The organism is Agrococcus sp. GCM10030265 (genome assembly GCF_042666675.1).
Taxonomy (GTDB): domain Bacteria; phylum Actinomycetota; class Actinomycetes; order Actinomycetales; family Microbacteriaceae; genus Agrococcus.
Genome location: NZ_JBHTCZ010000001.1, coordinates 838,917 through 857,796, shown reverse-complemented (window position 1 = coordinate 857,796; position 18,880 = coordinate 838,917). Strand labels below are relative to the sequence as shown.

Annotated in this window: 13 protein-coding genes; 10 read left to right on the top strand and 3 right to left on the bottom strand. The window is 72.2% G+C overall.

Translation table 11 applies throughout. The features are described from left to right. Positions 1-31: 31 nt before the first annotated feature. The 3 genes from ACFQPP_RS04100 (at position 32) to ACFQPP_RS04090 (ending at position 4,456) form a co-directional block, all read left to right on the top strand. Positions 32-1,255, top strand: coding sequence for a hypothetical protein (locus tag ACFQPP_RS04100; RefSeq protein ID WP_376915252.1), 1,224 nt, complete (start codon positions 32-34; stop codon positions 1,253-1,255). A gap of 337 nt (positions 1,256-1,592) precedes the next feature. Then, a complete protein-coding gene (locus tag ACFQPP_RS04095) occupies positions 1,593-2,405 on the top strand; it encodes an exodeoxyribonuclease III (RefSeq protein WP_376915250.1) in 813 nt (270 codons plus the stop codon). Positions 2,406-2,653: 248 nt separating this feature from the next. After that, positions 2,654-4,456: an LPXTG cell wall anchor domain-containing protein gene (locus ACFQPP_RS04090; RefSeq protein WP_376915249.1), complete on the top strand. Its 1,803-nt coding sequence runs from the start codon at positions 2,654-2,656 to the stop codon at positions 4,454-4,456. A gap of 132 nt (positions 4,457-4,588) precedes the next feature. On the opposite strand, the gene ACFQPP_RS04085 is transcribed toward ACFQPP_RS04090, so the two are convergent. Next, complete coding sequence (locus ACFQPP_RS04085; RefSeq protein WP_376915248.1) at positions 4,589-5,131, bottom strand: hypothetical protein; 543 nt, start codon at positions 5,129-5,131, stop codon at positions 4,589-4,591. Positions 5,132-5,359: 228 nt separating this feature from the next. On the opposite strand from ACFQPP_RS04085, the gene ACFQPP_RS04080 reads away from it, so the two are divergent. Further along, on the top strand, positions 5,360-6,736 hold the full coding sequence (locus ACFQPP_RS04080; protein WP_376915247.1) for a DUF6421 family protein: 1,377 nt from the start codon (positions 5,360-5,362) through the stop codon (positions 6,734-6,736). A 219-nt stretch (positions 6,737-6,955) separates the two neighbouring features. Further along, positions 6,956-12,478, top strand: coding sequence for a choice-of-anchor G family protein (locus tag ACFQPP_RS04075; protein ID WP_376915246.1), 5,523 nt, complete (start codon positions 6,956-6,958; stop codon positions 12,476-12,478). 105 nt (positions 12,479-12,583) lie between these two features. On the opposite strand, the gene ACFQPP_RS04070 is transcribed toward ACFQPP_RS04075, so the two are convergent. Further along, positions 12,584-13,078: a DUF427 domain-containing protein gene (locus ACFQPP_RS04070; protein WP_376915245.1), complete on the bottom strand. Its 495-nt coding sequence runs from the start codon at positions 13,076-13,078 to the stop codon at positions 12,584-12,586. A 198-nt stretch (positions 13,079-13,276) separates the two neighbouring features. Here ACFQPP_RS04070 and ACFQPP_RS04065 point away from each other — a divergent pair, with 198 nt between their 5' ends. Together ACFQPP_RS04065 and ACFQPP_RS04060 are read left to right on the top strand one after the other, a co-directional pair. Further along, on the top strand, positions 13,277-14,056 hold the full coding sequence (locus tag ACFQPP_RS04065; protein ID WP_376915244.1) for a DUF998 domain-containing protein: 780 nt from the start codon (positions 13,277-13,279) through the stop codon (positions 14,054-14,056). Between the two features lie 258 nt (positions 14,057-14,314). Further along, complete coding sequence (locus ACFQPP_RS04060) at positions 14,315-14,929, top strand: SDR family NAD(P)-dependent oxidoreductase (RefSeq protein ID WP_376915243.1); 615 nt, start codon at positions 14,315-14,317, stop codon at positions 14,927-14,929. On the opposite strand, the gene ACFQPP_RS04055 is transcribed toward ACFQPP_RS04060, so the two are convergent. Next, positions 14,926-15,543, bottom strand: a complete 618-nt coding sequence (locus ACFQPP_RS04055) for a hypothetical protein (protein WP_376915242.1) — start codon at positions 15,541-15,543, stop codon at positions 14,926-14,928. The genes ACFQPP_RS04060 and ACFQPP_RS04055 overlap by 4 nt on opposite strands. A gap of 534 nt (positions 15,544-16,077) precedes the next feature. Here ACFQPP_RS04055 and ACFQPP_RS04050 point away from each other — a divergent pair. Genes ACFQPP_RS04050 through ACFQPP_RS04040 form a run of 3 tightly spaced genes read left to right on the top strand, consistent with a single transcriptional unit; the run spans position 16,078 to position 18,786 of the window. Continuing rightward, entirely contained in the window at positions 16,078-17,478 is a 1,401-nt protein-coding gene (locus tag ACFQPP_RS04050; protein WP_376915241.1) for a histidine kinase, read from the top strand. Beyond that, a complete protein-coding gene (locus ACFQPP_RS04045; RefSeq protein ID WP_376915240.1) occupies positions 17,475-18,155 on the top strand; it encodes a response regulator in 681 nt (226 codons plus the stop codon). Before ACFQPP_RS04050 ends, ACFQPP_RS04045 begins: the two co-directional genes overlap by 4 nt. Before the next feature lie 40 nt (positions 18,156-18,195). Next, positions 18,196-18,786, top strand: a complete 591-nt coding sequence (locus ACFQPP_RS04040; RefSeq protein ID WP_376915239.1) for a dihydrofolate reductase family protein — start codon at positions 18,196-18,198, stop codon at positions 18,784-18,786. Positions 18,787-18,880 lie beyond the last annotated feature (94 nt).

The following is an 18,880-nucleotide window of genomic DNA, read 5'->3' as shown; positions in this document are numbered from 1 at the left end:
CCACCGCATCCCCATCCATGGAAGGAATCCCATGACCATCCCCCAGCACCGCCTGCGACGACGCGCGACGAGCGCGATCGCCGTCGGCGCCGCGGCGGCGTTCGCGCTCGCCGCCTGCTCGACGGCCGACGCCGAGCCCAGCACCTCGCCCGCCGCCGAGGAGGAGCACGGCCACGACGAGGCGGGTCGCCTCGCCCTCACCGTCGACGGCGGCGTGCTCGTGCTCGACGCCGAGACGCTCGAGCCCGTGGGCGACGAGGTGTCGCTCGACGGCTTCCTGCGCATCAACCCGGCTGGCGACGGCGAGCACGCGTTCGTCACGTCGTCGAACGGCTTCGAGGTGCTCGCGACGGGCGCGTCGACCGGCGACGACCCGGCGCTCACCGGCGCCGTGTTCGAGGGCGACGCCGCCGGACACGTCGTGCTGCACGAGGGCCGCACGGTGCTCTTCGACGACGCGACGGGCGACTTCTGGTCGTTCGACACCGACGCGCTCACCGACTCGGATGCGCTGCCGGAGGACGTCGACGCGTACGAGTCGGAGGCGGCTCACCACGGCGTCGCCGTCGAGCTCACCGACGGCACGATCGTGTCGACGCTCGGCACCGAGGAGTCCCGCACGGGCGTGCGCATCCTCGACGCCGAGGGCAGCGAGACCGCTCGCAACGAGGAGTGCCCGTCGGTGCACGGCGAGGGCGTCGCCGCAGACGAGCACGTGATCATCGGATGCCAGGACGGCGTGCTGCTGTACGCCGACGGCGAGTTCACGAAGCTCGACAGCCCCGACGAGTTCGGCCGCGTCGGCAACCTGTACACGACGCACGACTCGTCGATCGCGTTCACCGACTACCGCGACGACCCCGACGCGGAGGGCTCGCTGCTGCACCGCATCGGCATGGTCGACACGGCTGCGGGCACGTGGGAGATCCTCGACCTCCCCGAGGGCGTCGAGTACACGTGGCAGGGCGTCGAGCGCGACCACCACGGCGGCCTGTGGCTCATCGGCACCGATGGGCAGCTGCACGGCTTCGACGGCGAGACGGGCGAGCTCGCGTCGTCGTTCCCGGTCATGGATGCGTGGGAGGGCCCGGCCGAGTGGCAGGAGGCTCACCCGTACCTCGTGGTCGAGGGCCACACGGCCTACGTCACCGACCCGGCGTCGCTCGAGATCCACGCGATCGACATCGACTCCGGCGAGGTTCTCGCGACGGGCACGCTGAGCGCCGCCCCCAACGAGATGACGTACGCGGGCTGACCCCGCACCGCAGCGCGAGGCCCGCACCCCCTCCTCGGAGGTGCGGGCCTCGTGCGTCCCCAGCCCTGACGAGGTTCTCGGCCGCTCGTGAGGTCGAGAGCGGCCGAGAGCCGCGCATCCTTCGTCAGCCACCGACGGGGGCTTGGGAGGTTCTCGGCCGGTCGTGCGGTGAAGAGCGGCCGAAGACCTGCAATCCCTCGGTGTCGCATCCCGATGATCCGAGGGTCTCGGCCATTCCTGACGTCGGAGAGGGCCGAGAGGCTCGGACGGATGGAGGGGCGGATGCGGCGGACCGCGCGGCGCAGCCGCGTCGGTGCCACGAAATAGGCTGGCTCCCATGCGCGTCGCGACCTGGAACGTGAACTCCGTCCGCACCCGAGTGGGTCGCATCGTCGACTGGCTCGAGCGCGCCGACGTCGACGTGCTCGCGATGCAGGAGATCAAGTGCCGCGTCGACCAGTTCCCCTACGAGCAGTTCGAGGCGGCCGGGTATCACGTCGAGGCGCACGGCACGAACCAGTGGAACGGCGTCGCGATCGCCTCGCGCCTGCCGATGCTCGACGTCGTGCGGCAGTTCGACGACCAGCCCGGCTACGCCAACACGGGCGAGCCCGTGGTCGAGGCGCGCGCGATGGCTGCGACGGTCGAGGGCGTGCGGCTCTGGAGCCTCTACGTGCCCAACGGCCGCGACCTCGAGCATCCCCACCTCGTCTACAAGCTCGAGTGGCTGCGCATCCTCGCGGCGCACGCGAGGGAGTGGCGCCACGAGCGGCTCGCGCTCATGGGCGACTTCAACATCGCCCCCTTCGACCACGACGTGTGGGACATCGCGGCGTTCGAGGGCTCGACGCACGTGAGCGAGCCCGAGCGCGCCGCGTTCCGCGCGTTCGAGCAGGCGGGGCTCACCGACGTGGTGCGCGACCGCGCCGCCGGCTACACGTACTGGGACTACAAGGCGGGCCGCTGGCAGAAGGGCGAGGGCATGCGCATCGACTTCGTGCTGGGCACGCCGTCGTTCGCCGAGCTCGTCACGGCGGCGCGCATCGACTCGGGCGAGCGCGCAGGCGACGCGCCGAGCGATCACGTGCCCGTGGTGGTCGACATCGACGTCGAGACCGAGCTCGACGACGACCGCCCGATGATCTTCTAGGGATCAGAACGCACGACGACCCGCCAGGAGCCGCTCGTACAACGAAGCGGCCGAATCATTGGCCGCATCGGCACGGTCCAGATCGGGCCTCGCACCGAATCACTCCCCGTGACGTGCGCGCGATCCGCGGAACCACCGCGTTCGGCGTCGCCACGAGACCCCCGGGAGCGTCGACGATGACCCATGCCACGACCAGAGGGGATGGGCGTCGCCGCCTCTCCCTGCGCACACGACTCGCAGCGGCGGGGGTGTCGTTCGCGCTCGCCGCGGCGGCCGTCCTCGTGGGTGCGCCCGCGGCCTTCGCCGTCGAGCAGCCCTTCGCCGTGCTCAGCCCGGCGAACGGCTCGACCGTCGACTCGACGACGCCGACGTTCTCGGGCGTCGGCACGACGGGCAACACCGTGACCCTCTCGTACAGCGGGCAGCAGCTCGGCGGCTACGTGGCGGGCACGGCCACGGTCGACGACGCCGGCACCTGGTCGACCGCGACGAGCTTCGCCTCCGCGAACCCCGGCGAGACGGAGACGCGCGTGCGTGCCGTCGAGACGACGCCGGCCGGCGTCGAGACGGACACCTTCTTCGTGACGATCGTCTTCCCGACGGCGCCCGTGCCGGCGGCGACGGCGTTCACGCTCGAGTCGCCGCTCGAGGGCGAGACGAGGAACGACCTCCTCAACATCGTGCACTTCGTGGGCACGGGCGACGCGGGCAACACCATCACGGTGCGCTACTTCGACGGTCGCGGCGGCCTCGCGACCGCAGGCATCGGCGAGGTGAGCCAGGACGGTCGCTTCGACGTCTTCGCGACCTTCCGCGAGCTGCCTCCGGGGCAGACGTTCGCCAACACGTTCACGCAGCAGACGGATCCCGACGGCCAGCCCGTCTCGGGAGAGATCGGACGCACGATCAATTTCACCGTCGCACCGGTCGAGGCCGCGCCGTTCACGGTCATCAGCCCTGAGAGCGGCGACACGGTCGAGACCACGTCGCCGGAGTTCACGGGCACGGGCGCACCGGGCGACACCGTCACGCTGCGCTACAGCGGGCAGCAGCTCGGCTCGTACCTCGCGGGCGAGACGACCGTCGAGGCCGACGGCACCTGGACGGTGCCGACGACCGACTTCTCGATGGCGAGCTTCGGCGAGACCGAGATCCGCGTCGTCGCGGCTGCTACGTCGCCGGCAGGCGTCGAGCGGCCCGGTGCCCGCTTCGTCGACATCGTGCTGCCCGAGGCTCCCGCCGTGGAGATCGAGTTCACGCTGACGTCGCCGGAGGACGGCGACACGATCGCCGACCCGCGCGCGGGCGTCTCGTACGTGGGCACGGGCGAGCCGGGCAACACGATCGTCGTCGAGTACTTCGACGGTCGCGGCGGCCTCGCGCAGGCCGGCACCGCGGTGGTGGATGAGGACGGCACCTTCGAGGTGACCGCCATCTTCGACGAGCTGCCCGCCGAGCAGCTGTTCGCCAACACCTTCACGCAGCAGGAGGACGCCGACGGCGAGCGCGTCGCGAACGAGATCGGTCGCACGATCTTCTTCGAGGTCGCTCCCGTGGTGACGCCGCTCGCGCCGCCGACGCTCGACGCCCCCGTGGCCGACGGCTCGACGGTGACGTTCACGGGCACGGGCGTCGTGGGCGCGACGGTCGAGGTGTCGGTCGTGCAGGCGCAGCCGCCCACCGAGGCGGAGGGTGCGGGCTTCGGCACCGTCCTGACCGCGACGGTCGGCGAGGACGGCACCTGGGCGGTCTCGGCCGAGCTCGCAGCACGCGACTACATCGTGACGGCGACCCAGTTCACGGGCGACGGCGCCGACCGCTCGGCTCCGGCGGAGGGGCGGACGTTCACGGTGCTCGCCGCTGCGACGCCGCCCACGACGCCGCCCTCGGCCCCGCCTGCCACCGGTGGTGGCGCGGCGGGTGGTGCGGGCGGCTCGCTGCCCGTCACGGGTGCCGACGTCACCGGCTCGCTCGTCGCGGCGATGCTGCTGCTCGCGGCGGGCGCCGCGGCGATGATCGTGCGACGCCAGCGGGCGCTGCAGCAGGGCTGACCGCAGCGCGCATCGGCGCCCATCCGCTCGTCGAGGCTCGACGGGCGGATGGGCGCCTGTGCGTGCGCGCGCGTCGGCTCGTCGGGCCTCGACGGGCGGACGGGCGGATGGGCGCCTGCGCGTGCGCGCGCGTCAGGCGCGCGGCGACGCGAACCCGGCGGCGACCGCGCGCTGGAAGGCGTCGTGCTGCTCGCCGCGCAGCTCGACGATCGGCGACGCGTCGCGATTCGCGCCACCGCGCACGACGACGGCATACGTCACGTCGTCGCCGAGCGGCGAGTAGCCGCGCAGATGCGTCGTCGCGCCCTTGAGGGGCACGGTATCGAGCTCGGAGAACGCCGACGCATCGCCGGAGGCGAGGCGCGCGTAGGCCTCCTCGGCCGACGACTCGGGGATGCCGACGGCGCGCACGGCGAGCGGGCGACCGTCGCGCATCCGCCACGTCGCCTGCCGCGACGCGAGCCACAGCATCGTCGCGCACGCGAGGGGGCCGGCGACGATGAGCAGCCACCCCGTGAGCGCGTCGGCGTCGCTCGCGAGCAGGAGGAAGGCGCCGATGCCGACGCCCAGCACGAGGTCGGCGACGGCGATCATGCGGAAGATGCGGGCCACGGGGCCGCCGCGCACGAGCTCGAAGGTCTCGGGTCGAGAGGCGAGGGCGGGATCGGTCTGCACGGTGCTCCGGTCGCTCGAGGGGCGGGTGTGCCTCGACGCTAGCCGCGGCGCCTGGGGCCAGCCCGGACGCGCCGCCGATGCACGCACGCAACGAACCTGCGCGCCGCGCTCGCCATCTCTGCGACGCACGGAACGTGCAGGAAAGCCGCCTCCGCGCGCAATGCTTGTGCGGGCCACCCTTCCTACGCTGGAAGCATCCCCGATCCGACGCCAGGAAGGCCCTCTGACGTGACCATCGCCGCGCCCCTCAGCACGACCGAGCTCGTCCAGCACCCCGCGTGGCTGCGCCTCAAGGCTGCCGCCACCGCCCTGCAGCCCCTGCAGTCGAAGTCGGGTGCGATCGAGGATGCGGTGCACCACGATGCCGCGCGCGGCCAGGTCGCCGAGCTCGTGTCGGGCATGCGCGAGCTCGCTCCGCTCTTCCCGCACGACGCCGACTACCTCGAGCAGTCGGCCGTCGACTTCGAGCGCTGGGCGGAGCGCGGCTTCGACGTGCCGGATCACTTCGACTCGCTCATGCGCTTCCAGCCGCAGCAGCACCGCGTCGACGGCCTGCAGCATCTCGTCGTCTTCCCGATGTACACGCAGAACGGCTCGTCGAACCGCCTCGTGGAGGCGGTGCTCGTGGAGGTCATCTGGCCCGAGTTCATCGCCGACCTCGAGGCGACCGACTACTCGAACGCGCTCTTCGTGCCGCTGCGCTTCCTCGACTTCACGGCCGGCTACGACACGAACTCCGCCGTGCTCTTCCCCGAGACGGTCGCGATGCGCGAGATCCCCACCTTCACGTGGGGCGCGATCTTCCAGGATCGCGAGGCCGCGCGCTTCCGGCGCGTCGTGCGGGCAGCCGTCGACGTCACGAGGCTCGACCTCCCCGCCGACGTCGCCGCGATGCTCGACGACCAGCGGCTCACGGAGGAGGTCTTCGTGATGTGGGATCTCATCCACGACCGCACGCACATGCGCGGCGACCTGCCGTTCGACCCGTTCATGATCAAGCAGCGCATGCCGTTCTTCCTGTACTCGCTCGAGGAGCTGCGCTGCGACCTCACCGCCTTCCGCGAGTCGGTCGCCATCGAGCGTCGCCTGCGGGCGCAGGAGGAGCGCAGCGAGGCCGACGAGCTGCTCATGCAGCGCGCGCGCCTCGTGCAGTTCGCGGTGATCTTCGACCGCATCTTCCGCTTCTCGATCACGGGCTCGCGCGTGCGCAACTACGACGGCCTCGGCGGGCAGCTGCTCTTCGCGTGGCTGCACCAGCGCCGCGTGCTGCACTGGACCGACACGCAGCTCGCCTTCGAGTGGGATGCGGTGCCCGACATGGTGAACGAGCTCGGCGCCGCGATCGAGCACCTGTACTGGCGCTCGATCGACCGCCCGAAGGTCGCGCACTGGCTCGCCGCCTACGACCTCGTGTCCTCGACGGTCGAGCCGCATCCCGCGTCGGCGTGGAAGGCGGGCGCGCTGCCGCTCACGGGCGCGCCGCGCGAGCTCACCGACCTCGTGATGGACGACGAGTTCCCGCTGTCGATGTTCTTCGAGGCGTTCGAGCGCAAGATGCGCGACGTCATCGCGTCGACCTCGGGCATCACGGCCGAGACCGCGTAGCCCCACCCCGCACGACCACGAAGCCCCGGAGCCCTGCGCTCCGGGGCTTCGTCGTGCGGTCGCGGCGGATGCGGGCGTCGATCCGGATGCGGACGGTTGGGACGCATGAAGCGGCGAAGCGTACACCCGATGGCTGACGGGTGGGCCTCTATCCACAGCACCTGCATCGGGGTACGGTTCGGCTGAGGACACCTCACCCGTCATCCATAGGGGGCCCTGATGCGACGCACAGCAGCATGGAAGCCGATCGCGGGGGTCGCTGCGGCGACCATCGCGATCGCCGGATTCGGAGTCGCTCCGGCGACAGCCGCACCCGACGATCCGGAGCAGGCGCTCGCACGCGTCCTCGGCTCGAACCTCATCGAGGCGGGGCTGCTCGACGCAGCCTCCGCGTACACGGGGACGAGCGAGGCGGCGAACCCCGTCGCGAACCCGCTCACGGTCGACTCCGAGCTGCTCGGCGCATCCGTCGGCGTCGCCCCCGGACTCGAGCTGCCGCTCATCGACGACGGCACCCAGGACGGCCTCGTCTCCCTCGGCCAGGCGGGCACCCTCAGCAGCTACGCGGCCACGACGGCGGGCTCCTCCGTCGCGGCGAGCGGCGTGCTCGCCGCCGACGGCGCGATCGCCGTCGACGAGGCGCAGGCACCCGGCACCCCGCCCGCGGCGACCGTGAACCTCACGCAGGCGCTCGACCGGCTCGGCGTCGGCAGCATCACCGACGAGATCGTCGAGGAGCTGCGGCTCGAGGTCGGCGCCTTCGCCGCTCGAGCGGAGACCGACGGCACCGTCGTCGTCGACGACTACGCGCTCGCCGGCCTCACGCTCGAGTTCGACAGCCCGGCGGTCGCCGGGCTCTCGACCGCCCTCACCGCCGACCTCGAGACCGTCACGACCGAGCTGAACGCCGCCGTGGAGGGCCTCGGCGGCGCAGGCGGCACGATCGAGCAGGTCGTCGACCTCCTCGACATCGACGTGAGCCTCCTCGGCATCGGGCTCCTCGGGCTCGACGCCACCGGCGGCACCGCCACCGTCGAGCTCGCCGACCTCAGCGAGGTCGTCGACGACCTCATCGACGACGTGCCGGCGACGGACGACGTCGAGCTCGTCAGCGCCGACGGCGTGACGATCAACCTCACGCAGGGCACGGTGTCCCTCGACCTCGAGACGCTCGCCGGCGGCCTCGACGACCTCGACCCGAACACCCCCGTGCTCGACGCCGAGCTCCTCACGCGCGTCACGACCGCCGTCACGACGCTCCTCGGCGGCATCACGGGCAACCTGTCCACCGCGCTCGAGACGGCGATCGACGACTCGGAGATCACGCTCGCCATCCCCGTGCGCCTCACGCTGCTCGGCGCCTCGGCCGCGACCGCGCAGGTCAACGTCGTGGGCACCCTCGGCGGGTTCCTCGACGGCGTCGGCGACGTCACGGTGACGAACACCACCCTGCTCAACCTGCCCCTCACCCCCGTCGAGACGGTGACGAACGCCATCCTCGCGGCGGTCACGGGCCCCGTGCTCGGTGCCGTCGGCGGCCTCGTCGACGATCTGGTCCTGGATGCGACGGGCGGCGTCACCGACGCCGTGAGCGACCTCGGCACGGCAGCCGGCGTCCTCGTGGGCTCGCTGGGCGGCGTCTTCGACGTGCTCGACGAGGTCGCGACGCTCACCGTCAACGCGCAGCCCACCGCCGCCACCCCGGCAGAGGCGAGCGAGCTCGGCGAGGACGGCTTCACCGTGCACGCCCTCGAAGTCGTGCTGCTGCCCGCGCTCGTCGGCTCGCCGCTCGCATCCGTCACGCTCGGCTCGGCCTCGGTGCTGAACGTCGACGCAGCGGCCACCGGCACCCTCGTGATCGACCCCGACCAGGCTCGCGCAGGCGAGACGGTCGCGCTCTCGGGCACGGGCTGGGACGCGGAGGGCGGCGACGTCACCGTGACCTTCACCGACGCCGACACGGGCACGCAGGTCGGCCAGCCGGTCGTCATCACGCCCGGTGCCGACGGCTCGATCACCGGCTCCTTCACGGTTCCCACGGGCACCGAGGTCGGCGCCCTCACCGGCACGGCCACGCAGGGCGACGACTCGACGGACGCGACCCTCACGGTCGTGGCGGCACCCGTCGTCATCGTCGAGCCCGACCCCGCCGACCCGGGCGAGACCATCACGATCTCCGGCTCCGGCTACCTCTGCGGCCCCGTGACCGTCACGATCAGCGACGGCGCCACGGTGCTCGAGACGATCGCCGACATCCCCGTCGGCACCGACGGCACCTGGTCGACCACCTTCACGGTGCCCGCCGACGTCGCAGCCAACTCCCTCACGATCTCCGCGGTCGCCACGGGCGAGTGCGGCGACGAGGACGACACCGACGTCGAGATCGACCAGCCCGAGTCGCTCGCCCTCACGCCCGACCGGGTGCGCGGCGGCGACGCGGTCGCCATCGCGGGCGACGGCTGGGCCGCAGGCTCCGACGTCACCGTGACGTTCACCGACGCGGCCGGCGCCGTCGTCGGCGAGCCCGTCGTCATCACGCCCGACGCCGACGGATCCATCGACGGCAGCTTCACGGTGCCGGCAGGCACCGCGGCAGGCGTGCTCACGGGCACCGCGGCGCAGGGCGACGACTCGTCGACCGACACCGTGACCGTGTTCGTCGAGCCCACCGTCGTGGTCGAGCCCGACCCGGTCGACCCGGGAGACACGATCACGATCTCCGGCTCCGGCTTCCTCTGCGGCCCCGTCGACGTGACGATCGCCGACGGCACCACCGTCCTCGAGACCATCGAGGGCATCGAGGTCGCCGCGGACGGCACGTGGTCGACGACCTACGCCGTGCCGGCCGACGTCGACGCGACGTCGCTCACCATCACCGCGGTCGCCACGGGCGAGTGCGGCGACGAGGGCGAGACGGACGTCGAGGTCGACCAGCCCGAGACGATCGCCTTCACGCCCGGCGAGGTCCGCGGCGGCGACGAGATCGCCATCGAGGGCGACGGATGGGACGCCGACGGCGGCCCCGTGACGGTCGTGTTCGAGGACGCCGAGGGCAACCCGGTCGGCGAGCCCGTCGAGATCGTCCCCGGCGACGACGGCACGATCGACGGCGTCTTCGAGGTCCCGGCGGGCACGCCCGCCGGCGAGCTCACGGGCACCGCGACGCAGGGCGACGACGAGACGACCGACGTCGTCGAGGTCTTCGACCCCGCATCGGTGTCGATCGAGCCCGGCACCGTCCGTGCAGGCGACGACGTCACGATCGGCGGCGGCGGATGGCTGCCGAGCGGCGGCGACGTCACCGTCACCTTCGAGGACGCGGACGGCACGCCGATCGGCGAGCCGGTCGTGCTGACGCCCGCTGCCGACGGCACGATCGCCGGCGACTTCACCGTCCCCGAGGGCACGGAGGCCGGCATCGTGACCGCGACCGCCGTGCAGGGCGACGACGAGGCCGCGGACACGCTCGTGATCGCCGAGGAGCCCTCGGTCACCGTGCAGCCCGACACGGCTCGCCCCGGCGACGTCGTGACGGTCGGCGGAGCCGGCTGGACGGACGGCACGCCCGTGACGGTGACCTTCACCGACGCGGAGGGCGAGCAGGTCGGCGACGAGCTGACGCTCGACCCGGTCGACGGCGTCATCACCGGCACCTTCACGGTGCCGGCGGACGTCGAGCCCGGCACCCTCACGGCCACGGCCACGCAGGGTGGCGACGAGGCGACCGACGAGCTCGAGGTCACCCTCGCGCCGACGGTCTCCGCGACGCCCGAGCAGCTCCACGCGGGCGACGCGATCACCGTCGGCGGCACGGGATGGGATCCCGCATCCGTCGTCACGGTGACCGTGACGGACGCCGACGGCGCCACCGTCGGCACCCCGCTGAGCCTCACGCCGAGCCCCGAGGGCGTCATCACCGGATCGGCCACGGTGCCCGAGGGCACCGAGCCCGGTGCGCTCACCGTGACGGCCGTGCAGGGCGACGACGAGGCGACGGACGCCGTCGAGCTCGTCGCCGACCCGACGGTCGTCGTCGAGCCCGACCCCGCCGCTCCGGGTCAGCAGGTGACGATCTCCGGCGACGGGTTCCTCTGCGGCCCCGTCACGGTCACGATCAGCGCCGGCGACTCGGTGCTCGCGACCATCGCCGACCTCACGGTCGTCGACGGCCAGTGGAGCACCGTCTACACGGTGCCGGCGGACATCGCGGTCGACTCGCTCCTCATCTCCGCGGTCGCGACCGGCGACTGCGGCGACGAGGGCGAGACCGACCTCGAGGTCGACCTCGTCGAGACGCTCTCGGCCACGCCCGGCTTCGCGCAGCGCGGCCAGGTCGTGACCCTCACGGGCACCGGCTGGAGCGACGGGGCCGTGACCATCACGGCGACCGACGCGGCCGACTCGCTGCTCGCGACCTTCCCGGCCATCTCGGTCGGCGGCGCGTTCACGTCGCAGTTCACGGTGCCGCAGGGCGCCGCGCTCGGCACGCTCGAGTTCGTGGCCACGCAGGGTGACGACGTCGAGACCGACACGGTCTCGGTCGTCTCCATCCCCGCAGGCCCGGCGTCGCTCATCGTCGCACCCAGCGCCGTCGAGCCCGGCGACTCCGTCGCCCTCGACGGCGACGGATGGGACCCGACGCAGGGTCTCGTGACGGTGACGTTCCGCACCCCCGGCGGCGCGACGGTCGGCTCCGTGCCGGTCGCCGTCCGCGAGGACGGTCGACTCATCACGGGCACGTTCACGGTGCCGCCGTCGGCGGCAGCGCCGCAGACCCTCACGGCCACGGCCGTGCAGGGGACGCGCACCGCATCCGACACGCTGCAGCTGCGGCAGGCGGACCTGCCGGTCATCCGTCTCGGCGGACCGGAGCGCTTCTCGACCGCGGTCGAGATCTCGCGCGACGCGTTCCCGTTCGGTGCCGACGTCGTCTACATCGCGAACGCGGTCAACTTCCCGGATGCGCTGTCGGCGGCTCCCGCCGCGGCGCAGCAGGACGCACCGCTGCTCGTGACGCGTCGCGAGTACCTGGAGCCCGTCGTGATCGAGGAGCTCGAGCGCCTCGAGCCGGAGCGCATCGTGATCGTGGGTGACGTGAACTCGGTGAGCGCGAACGTCGAGCAGCAGGCTGCCGGGCTGTCCGGCGAGGTCGTGCGACTCGGAGGCGCAGACCGCTTCGAGACGTCGAGGCTCATCGCGGAGTACGCCTTCCAGGGTGCTGCCGAGGCCTACGTGGCGACGGGCTTCAACTTCCCCGATGCTCTGACGGCCGGTGCGGCTGCAGGCTCGGTGGGAGCGCCCATGCTGCTGACGCACGGTGCGACGCCTCCTGCGGCGCTCATCGAGACGCTGCGCGACCTGGGCGTCACCGACGTCCACATCGCCGGCGACGCGTTCTCGGTCGCGGCGACGCAGGATGCCGCGTTCGAGGCCGCAGGGTTCCGGACCGACCGGTACGCAGGCGAGGACCGGTACGACACGGGCGTGCTCGTCGCGCAGGACAACTTCGGTGGCCCTGTCGACCGCATCTACGTCGCCCAGGGCGTCCGGTTCCCGGATGCGCTCGCCGGCTCGGCGGTCGCCGGTGCGCAGCGAGTGCCGGTCTACCTGTCGCCGACGACGTGCCTCTGGGACGACGTGCTCGACGAGATCGACAGGCTCGGCGACCCGCAGGTGGTGCTGCTCGGAGACGAGCTCGCGCTCGACGCGAACGTGTTCGCGCTGCGCCCCTGCAACCTCTAGCTGGGAGGGCGAACGGGGGTGCGGGCTTCGGCCCGCACCCCCGTTCGTCGTTCCCGCCGCATGCGCCGCGCACACGGCTCGGCGTGCGCGTGGCGGGGCGCTCGGCTACCAGCCCATCGAGCCCGGGATGCCCTTGAACGGTCCGGCGACCTTCGACGTGATCCACCCGCCGTAGAAGCCGCCCTCCTGCGGCACGACCTCCTCGCCGTCGACGGTGCACACGAGCGGCTTGCCTGGCATGACCGCCCAGTGGCCGACGATCGTCTCGAACGGGTGGCGGGGCTCGGGATACGTCCACGCGGCGCGCTTCACGGTGTGGCCGAGCGCGTGCACGTCGGCGTACGCGGCGCGCCCCTTCCACTCGCACATGCTCGCGCCCTCCGCAGGCACGAGCGCGCCGGGCGCGAACGCCGCCTCCGGCAGGTAGTAGGTGGGCGGATGGCTCGTCTCGAGCACCCGCAGGGCGTCGTCGGTCTCGGCGACGACCGTGCCCGCGAGACGCACCACGATGTGCACGCCTGCGCGCTCGAGCCGAGGTGGGCGCGGGTAGTCCCAGACGGACTCCTGGCCGGGCTTGGGAGGGATGGGCTTCGGTCGCATCCTCCCTGCCTACCCCTCGAACCGATGCGGCGCCAGTGGTGCGTCGATCCATCGGGTGGGTGTGGGGGTGTCGTGGTGTGGGGACCTGCGGCGGCAGGTGCGGTGGGGATGCGGTGCCCTCGCGTGCATGCGTCGCGACCGGTCGTCGCGCTCCCTGGCCGCGCATCCGCCCGTCTGCGCGCGTGCCAGGCTGGTCGGGTGACCGCATCCGCACCCGCCCTCACCGACCGGCGCGTCGCGCGCGGCGGCGTCGCCCTCGTCGCGACCGTGCAGTACCTCATCGCCGAGCAGGTCGTGGCGGCCGAGTGGGTGGCTGCGCCGTACTCGTTCGGCGACAACTACATCTCGGACCTCGGCGTGCCCGAGTGCCTCGTGCTCGACGATCGCGTCGTGTGCTCGCCGCAGTGGCTGCTGATGGATGCGGCGTTCGTGCTGCAGGGCGTGATCGCGCTCATCGCCGTGTGGCAGCTCGCGTGGCTGCTGCCCGGCGCATGGCGTCGCATCGCGGCTGTGCTCGGCGTGCTCTACGGCGTGGGGATGGTGCTCGTCGGCGTCTTCCCCGGATCGATCGCCGAGACCCTGGGTGGCGATGCGGTGCGCGGCGCGCTGCACGGCGTGGGCGCCTCGCTCGCGATCGCGGGCGGTCTCGTGTGGATGCTCGCGGCCGGCATCGGCATGCTGGTGCGGCGTTGGCGGGGGCTCGGCACGCTGTCGATCGCGCTCGCGGCGGTGGGGCTGGTGGGCCTCGTCGGCCTGCTGCTCGAGCCCACCGTGCCCGGCGCCGACCTGGGGCTCGGCGTCGGCGGCATCGAGCGGCTCGCGGTCTACCCGATCGTGGCGTGGCTCATCCTCATGGGCATCTCGGCGGTGCTCGTGCATCGCGGCGCGCTGCGGCAGGAGCAGTGGGAGCGGATGCGCGCCGAGGACGAGGCGGCGGCCCAGGAGGCGCTCGGCCGGCGCCCCGCGTCGGAGGCGTGACGCTTCGGCCCTGACTGGTCACTCGTTGGGCTGACTGGTCACTCGTTGGGCTGACTGGTCACTCGTTGGCCTGACTGGTCACTCGTTGGCCTGACTGGTCACGCGTTGGCCTGACTGGTCACTCGTTGGGCCACGGTGGTCACTCGTTGGGCCACGGTGGTCACTGGTTGTTCCAACGAGCGACCGATCCCCACAACGAGCGACCAGTCCAACCGGTGGAGCCTGCACCGGACACCGCTGGTTCGGCAGACTGGGCGCATGCGCATCCTCATCGCCGGAGCATCCAGCGCCCTCGGCCGCGCCACCGCGGCGCAGGCCCGGGCGGCGGGCCACCACGTGATCGCCGTCGGCTCGTCGGCAGCGCGGCTCGACGCCGTGGATGCCGACGACCGCCTCGTCTGCGACCTCACGTCGTGGGACGCGGTGTCGACCCTCGCGGAGTCGGTCGGCGAGGTGGATGCGCTGGTGCACCTCGTGGGCGGATGGCGCGGAGGCGGCGGCCTGGCAGGCCAGTCGGACGAGGATTGGGACTGGCTCGAGGCGCGCGTCGTCGGCACCCTGCGCCACACGACGCGAGCCTTCGCCCCCGCGATCGGCGAGTCGACGGCGGGCCGCATCGTCATCGTCTCGACGACGGGCCTCGAGCGCCCGACGGCAGGCAACGCCTCCTATGTGGCGCTGAAGGCTGCGGCCGAGACATGGCTCGCCGCCGTGGGCCACGCGCTGCGCGCGACCCCGGCGACGACGCACGTCATCCGCGTGAAGGCGCTCGTCTCGGCCGAGGAGCGCGAGGCCGAGCCCGACCGCGCGTTCGACGGCTACTCGGACGTGGAGGACGTGGCGGGCGAGATCGTGGGGCTGGTGGGGAGCTAGGCGAGGTTCTCGACGGCGAGCGTTGAAGCCGACTCCGCCTGCGCCGAAGCGGCATCCTGTTCAGCCAAGGCCGTCTCGGAGCCGTAACCGAAGACGTGGAGGCTCAGCACGTCGACTTCGCGCTTGTCACCTTGGAAGAAGGCGCTGAACCGCGCCGGCATCCGACGGAAGGGCTTCTCTCGGACGGCCCCCGACCGAGACCAGTTGGCCATGGGGACCACGAGGAAGAGGTGGTGCGCGTTCGAAGCGATGTGCGTCTTCCAGAAGTCCTTGAGGTCGTGATTGTTCGTGATGGTCCCACCGCGTTCGACCTCGACGAAGATCCCGCGACTGTCGGACAGTTCGAGCACGAGATCAACCGTTGCTCCGCCGACGTAGGCGCCCGCGCCCCTCATCGGGACTTCGCTCCGAAAGCCGCGAGGTTCGAGCGCAGAAGCCACCAACGCCTGGACTGATGTCGAGCCCGCGTTGTGTATGTGCGCACGCGCGATCTCTTCTGGGTGGCCTTCGAGGTAGGTACGAAGCGCGTCGGCATGCCGCTGGACGACAACTGTTTCCGCTCGCTCAGCATCTGTCATCGATTGACGCTCGAAGCGGATGTATCGGTCGGACACGATTGCAGCTTCTCACGGACCCTTCGGTTGATCCTCAACAGCTCGCACACCGTGGCGTTGTCCACAGCGTGAGCTGCAGCCGTCGGAGGCACCGGACAATCTTCCGGCTATGCGCGACACACTCCTGCACCTCGGCGTCACCTGGCGCGACCTTCCTCGGCTCTGGATCGAGCTGCGATCGAGTCGGGCAGTGCTCGCGACCGATAGGTGGGATGCGTGGGGCGAGCCGCTCGAAGCGACGCCCCTCACCCCATTCGCGCATGTCCTCGTGTCTGGCACGTCATCGCAGCACGATCGGATTGTGGCGCACGCCCGGGATCTCCTATGCGGTGATCCTTCAGGTACATGGATTGCCGTCGAGACAACGCCGGTGAACTGGAGCGTCGATGAGGCGGGAGGGCGAATCTGGCATCGGCTCGTTGGCGACCAGGTCGACGTCGTCGTCGTCGAGGTACATCCGTGGCGAGACGACCCACCCAGCCCTCCCCCATCCGACTGAGGCGCCTCCCACCGACCGCGCCTACCCTGGAGCGCATGCCCGCCACCCGTCGCCGCCCGACGAAGACCGAGCTGCGCAACGACGTCATCGTCGCCGCCGTGCTCGGCCTCGTCAGCGCCGTCGTGGGCGTGCTCGGGGCGCTCGCGCAGTACCTCATGGTGCGGGAGGACGTGCCCGGCTGGGTCTTCGTGCTCACGTCGGTCGCGATGGCCGCGCCGCTCGCCGTGCGGCGCGTGTGGCCGTGGGCGACCGCCATCGCGACGTGCGCGCTCTACGTCGTGTTCGGGCAGCTCGGCATCGTCGAGCTCACCGTGTCGCAGATCATCATGTTCCTGGCGTTCTACACGGTCGGCGCCTGGGATCCGAACCGCCGCCGCGCGTTCTGGGTGCGACTCGTCGTCGTGATCGGCATGGCGGGGTGGCTGGGATGGGCGTTCGTCACGGTGCTCGTCGACGAGCCGGCGACGACCGCGATCGTCGCGACGATGCTCATCCAGACCTTCATCAACGTCGCCTACTTCGGCGGCGCGTGGGTCTTCGGCGACCGGGCGTACACGCGCGCGCTCGAGCAGGAGGAGCTCGAGGATGCGCACGCCGAGATCGTCTCCCAGCGCGATCGGCTCGCCGAGCAGGCCGTGACGCTGGAGCGCGTGCGCATCGCCCGCGAGCTCCACGACGTCGTGGCGCATCATGTCTCGGCGATGGGCATCCAGGCGGGTGCCGCCCGCCGCACCCTGCGCACCGACGCCGACCGCGCCGAGCACGCGTTGCGCAACGTCGAGCAGTCGGCGCGCGATGCGATCGCCGAGCTGCGCACCATGGTCGTCGCGCTCCGCAGCGACGGCGACGGCGACGGCCCCATGCCGACCCTCGCCGACGTGGATGGGCTGCTCGCGACCGCGCAGGACGCCGGGCAGATCGTCGACTACCAGGTCGTCGGCGAGCCGATGCCGATCTCGCCGATGGCCGAGCTCACGCTCGTGCGGGTGCTGCAGGAGTCGCTGACGAACGCCCGCAAGCACGCAGGCCCCACGGCGCACGTCGACGCGCGACTGCGCTACCGCGGTGACGTCGTCGAGGTCGAGGTCTCCGACGACGGGCACGGCGCCCCCGCCCGCGCGCTCGGCACCGGCATGGGCCTCACGGGCATGCGGGAGCGCGTCGCCGCCGTCGGCGGCACGGTCGAGACGGGTCCGCGTGCGAGCGGCGGATGGCTCGTGCGGGCGACGCTGCCCGCTCGCGTCACGGCGGCGCCGAGCGACGACGCTGCGAGCGCGACGCCCCGCGACCCGCGGCGCGACGCGGCCTCGTCCATCGCAGCCGCGATCGCCGCCGAGCGCGTCGAGACCGCCGAGGCGAGCGCCGCGGCCGACGCCAGGACATCACGCGCCGACGCCCCCACCCCGCAGACGACCCCCACGAGGAGCCCCGAGTGACCCGCATCCTGCTCGTCGACGACCAGGCGCTCGTGCGCGTCGGCTTCCGCACGATCCTCGAGACCGAGCCGGGGTTCGAGGTCGTGGGCGAGGCGGCCGACGGCCGCGACGCGATCGCGAAGGCCGCGGCCCTGCGACCCGACGTCATCTGCATGGACGTGCAGATGCCCGTGCTCGACGGCCTCGAGGCGACGCGCGAGATCTGCGCGAGCGACTCGGGCGCATCCGTGCTCATGCTGACGACCTTCGACCGCGACGACTTCCTCTTCGAGGCGCTGCGGGCGGGCGCGTCGGGCTTCCTGCTGAAGACCGCCGAGCCCGAGCACCTCATCGACGCCATCCACGCCCTCGCGCGCGGGGATGCGCTGCTCGCGCCCGCGGTCACGCGTCGCGTCATCGAGCGCTTCGCCGCGCCAGACGCGGCCGCCGTCATCCCCGACGCCCCCGAGCTCGACACCCTCACCGATCGCGAGCGCGAGACGCTCATGCTGCTCGCGCGCGGCCACTCGAACGGCGAGATCGCCGAGCGCCTCTACGTCGGGGAGGCGACGGTGAAGACGCACGTGTCGAACGTGCTGATGAAGCTCGGCATCCGCGACCGCATCCACGCCGTCATCTGGGCGTACGAGCACGGGGTGGTGCAGGCGGGTGCCGGGTCGGCGCCCACCGCCGACTGACGCGAGCGCGCAGCGCCGCACCTGGGAGAGAGGACGACCGATGCCGGACGACGCCGGGATGGGCACGATCACCGTCGAGCAGATCGTCTCGGCCGACGGATTCGCGGTCGGCCCGGGCGGCGACCTCGCGTTCTTCGACGCCGTCGACCACCACGACGACGACCGCACCGATTCGACGCAGCTGCGATGGCTCGAGACGGTCGACGCCGTCCTGCTCGGGCGCACGACGTACGAGATGTTCGCCGCCTACTGGCCGATGGCCGACTTCGGGGCGGAGGCGGTCGCCGACCCGATCTCGCGGCTGCCGAAGCACGTCGTGTCGTCGACGATCGAGCGCGCGCCGTGGGGCGACGGCGAGATCGAGGTGCTGCGCGACGGCCCGGTCGCGGCAGCGCGCTCCATGCGCGAGCGCTACGGGTCGACCGTGGTGTGGGGCAGCCTCGACCTCGCCGACGCGCTGCTCGAGGCAGGGCTGGTCGACGAGCTGCGGCTGCGCATCGTGCCGGTGCTCGTCGGCTCGGGGCGGGGCTTCACGCCCGCGTCGCTCGGCACGCGTCGCCTGACGCTGCGGGAGGTCGAGCAGCACGGCTCCGGGCACGTCACGCTCGTCTACGGGGTGCATCCCGCATAGGCGCGTCACGCGCTCGCCGAGTCGAGCGGGGGGGGGTGGGCGCGGCACGCGCCGAGGGGCGACACCCGCTCGCTGCGCTGCGCATCTCGCAGGC

What these genes read in the sequence shown, in the direction of transcription:
- ACFQPP_RS04100 (WP_376915252.1), top strand. Translation starts at nt 32, where the DNA reads ATGACCATCCCCCAGCACCGCCTGCGACGACGCGCGACGAGCGCGATC.
- ACFQPP_RS04095 (WP_376915250.1), top strand. Translation starts at nt 1,593, where the DNA reads ATGCGCGTCGCGACCTGGAACGTGAACTCCGTCCGCACCCGAGTGGGT.
- ACFQPP_RS04075 (WP_376915246.1), top strand. Translation starts at nt 6,956, where the DNA reads ATGCGACGCACAGCAGCATGGAAGCCGATCGCGGGGGTCGCTGCGGCG.
- ACFQPP_RS04070 (WP_376915245.1), bottom strand. Translation starts at nt 13,078, where the DNA reads ATGCGACCGAAGCCCATCCCTCCCAAGCCCGGCCAGGAGTCCGTCTGG.
- ACFQPP_RS04060 (WP_376915243.1), top strand. Translation starts at nt 14,315, where the DNA reads ATGCGCATCCTCATCGCCGGAGCATCCAGCGCCCTCGGCCGCGCCACC.
- ACFQPP_RS04050 (WP_376915241.1), top strand. Translation starts at nt 16,078, where the DNA reads ATGCCCGCCACCCGTCGCCGCCCGACGAAGACCGAGCTGCGCAACGAC.
- ACFQPP_RS04040 (WP_376915239.1), top strand. Translation starts at nt 18,196, where the DNA reads ATGCCGGACGACGCCGGGATGGGCACGATCACCGTCGAGCAGATCGTC.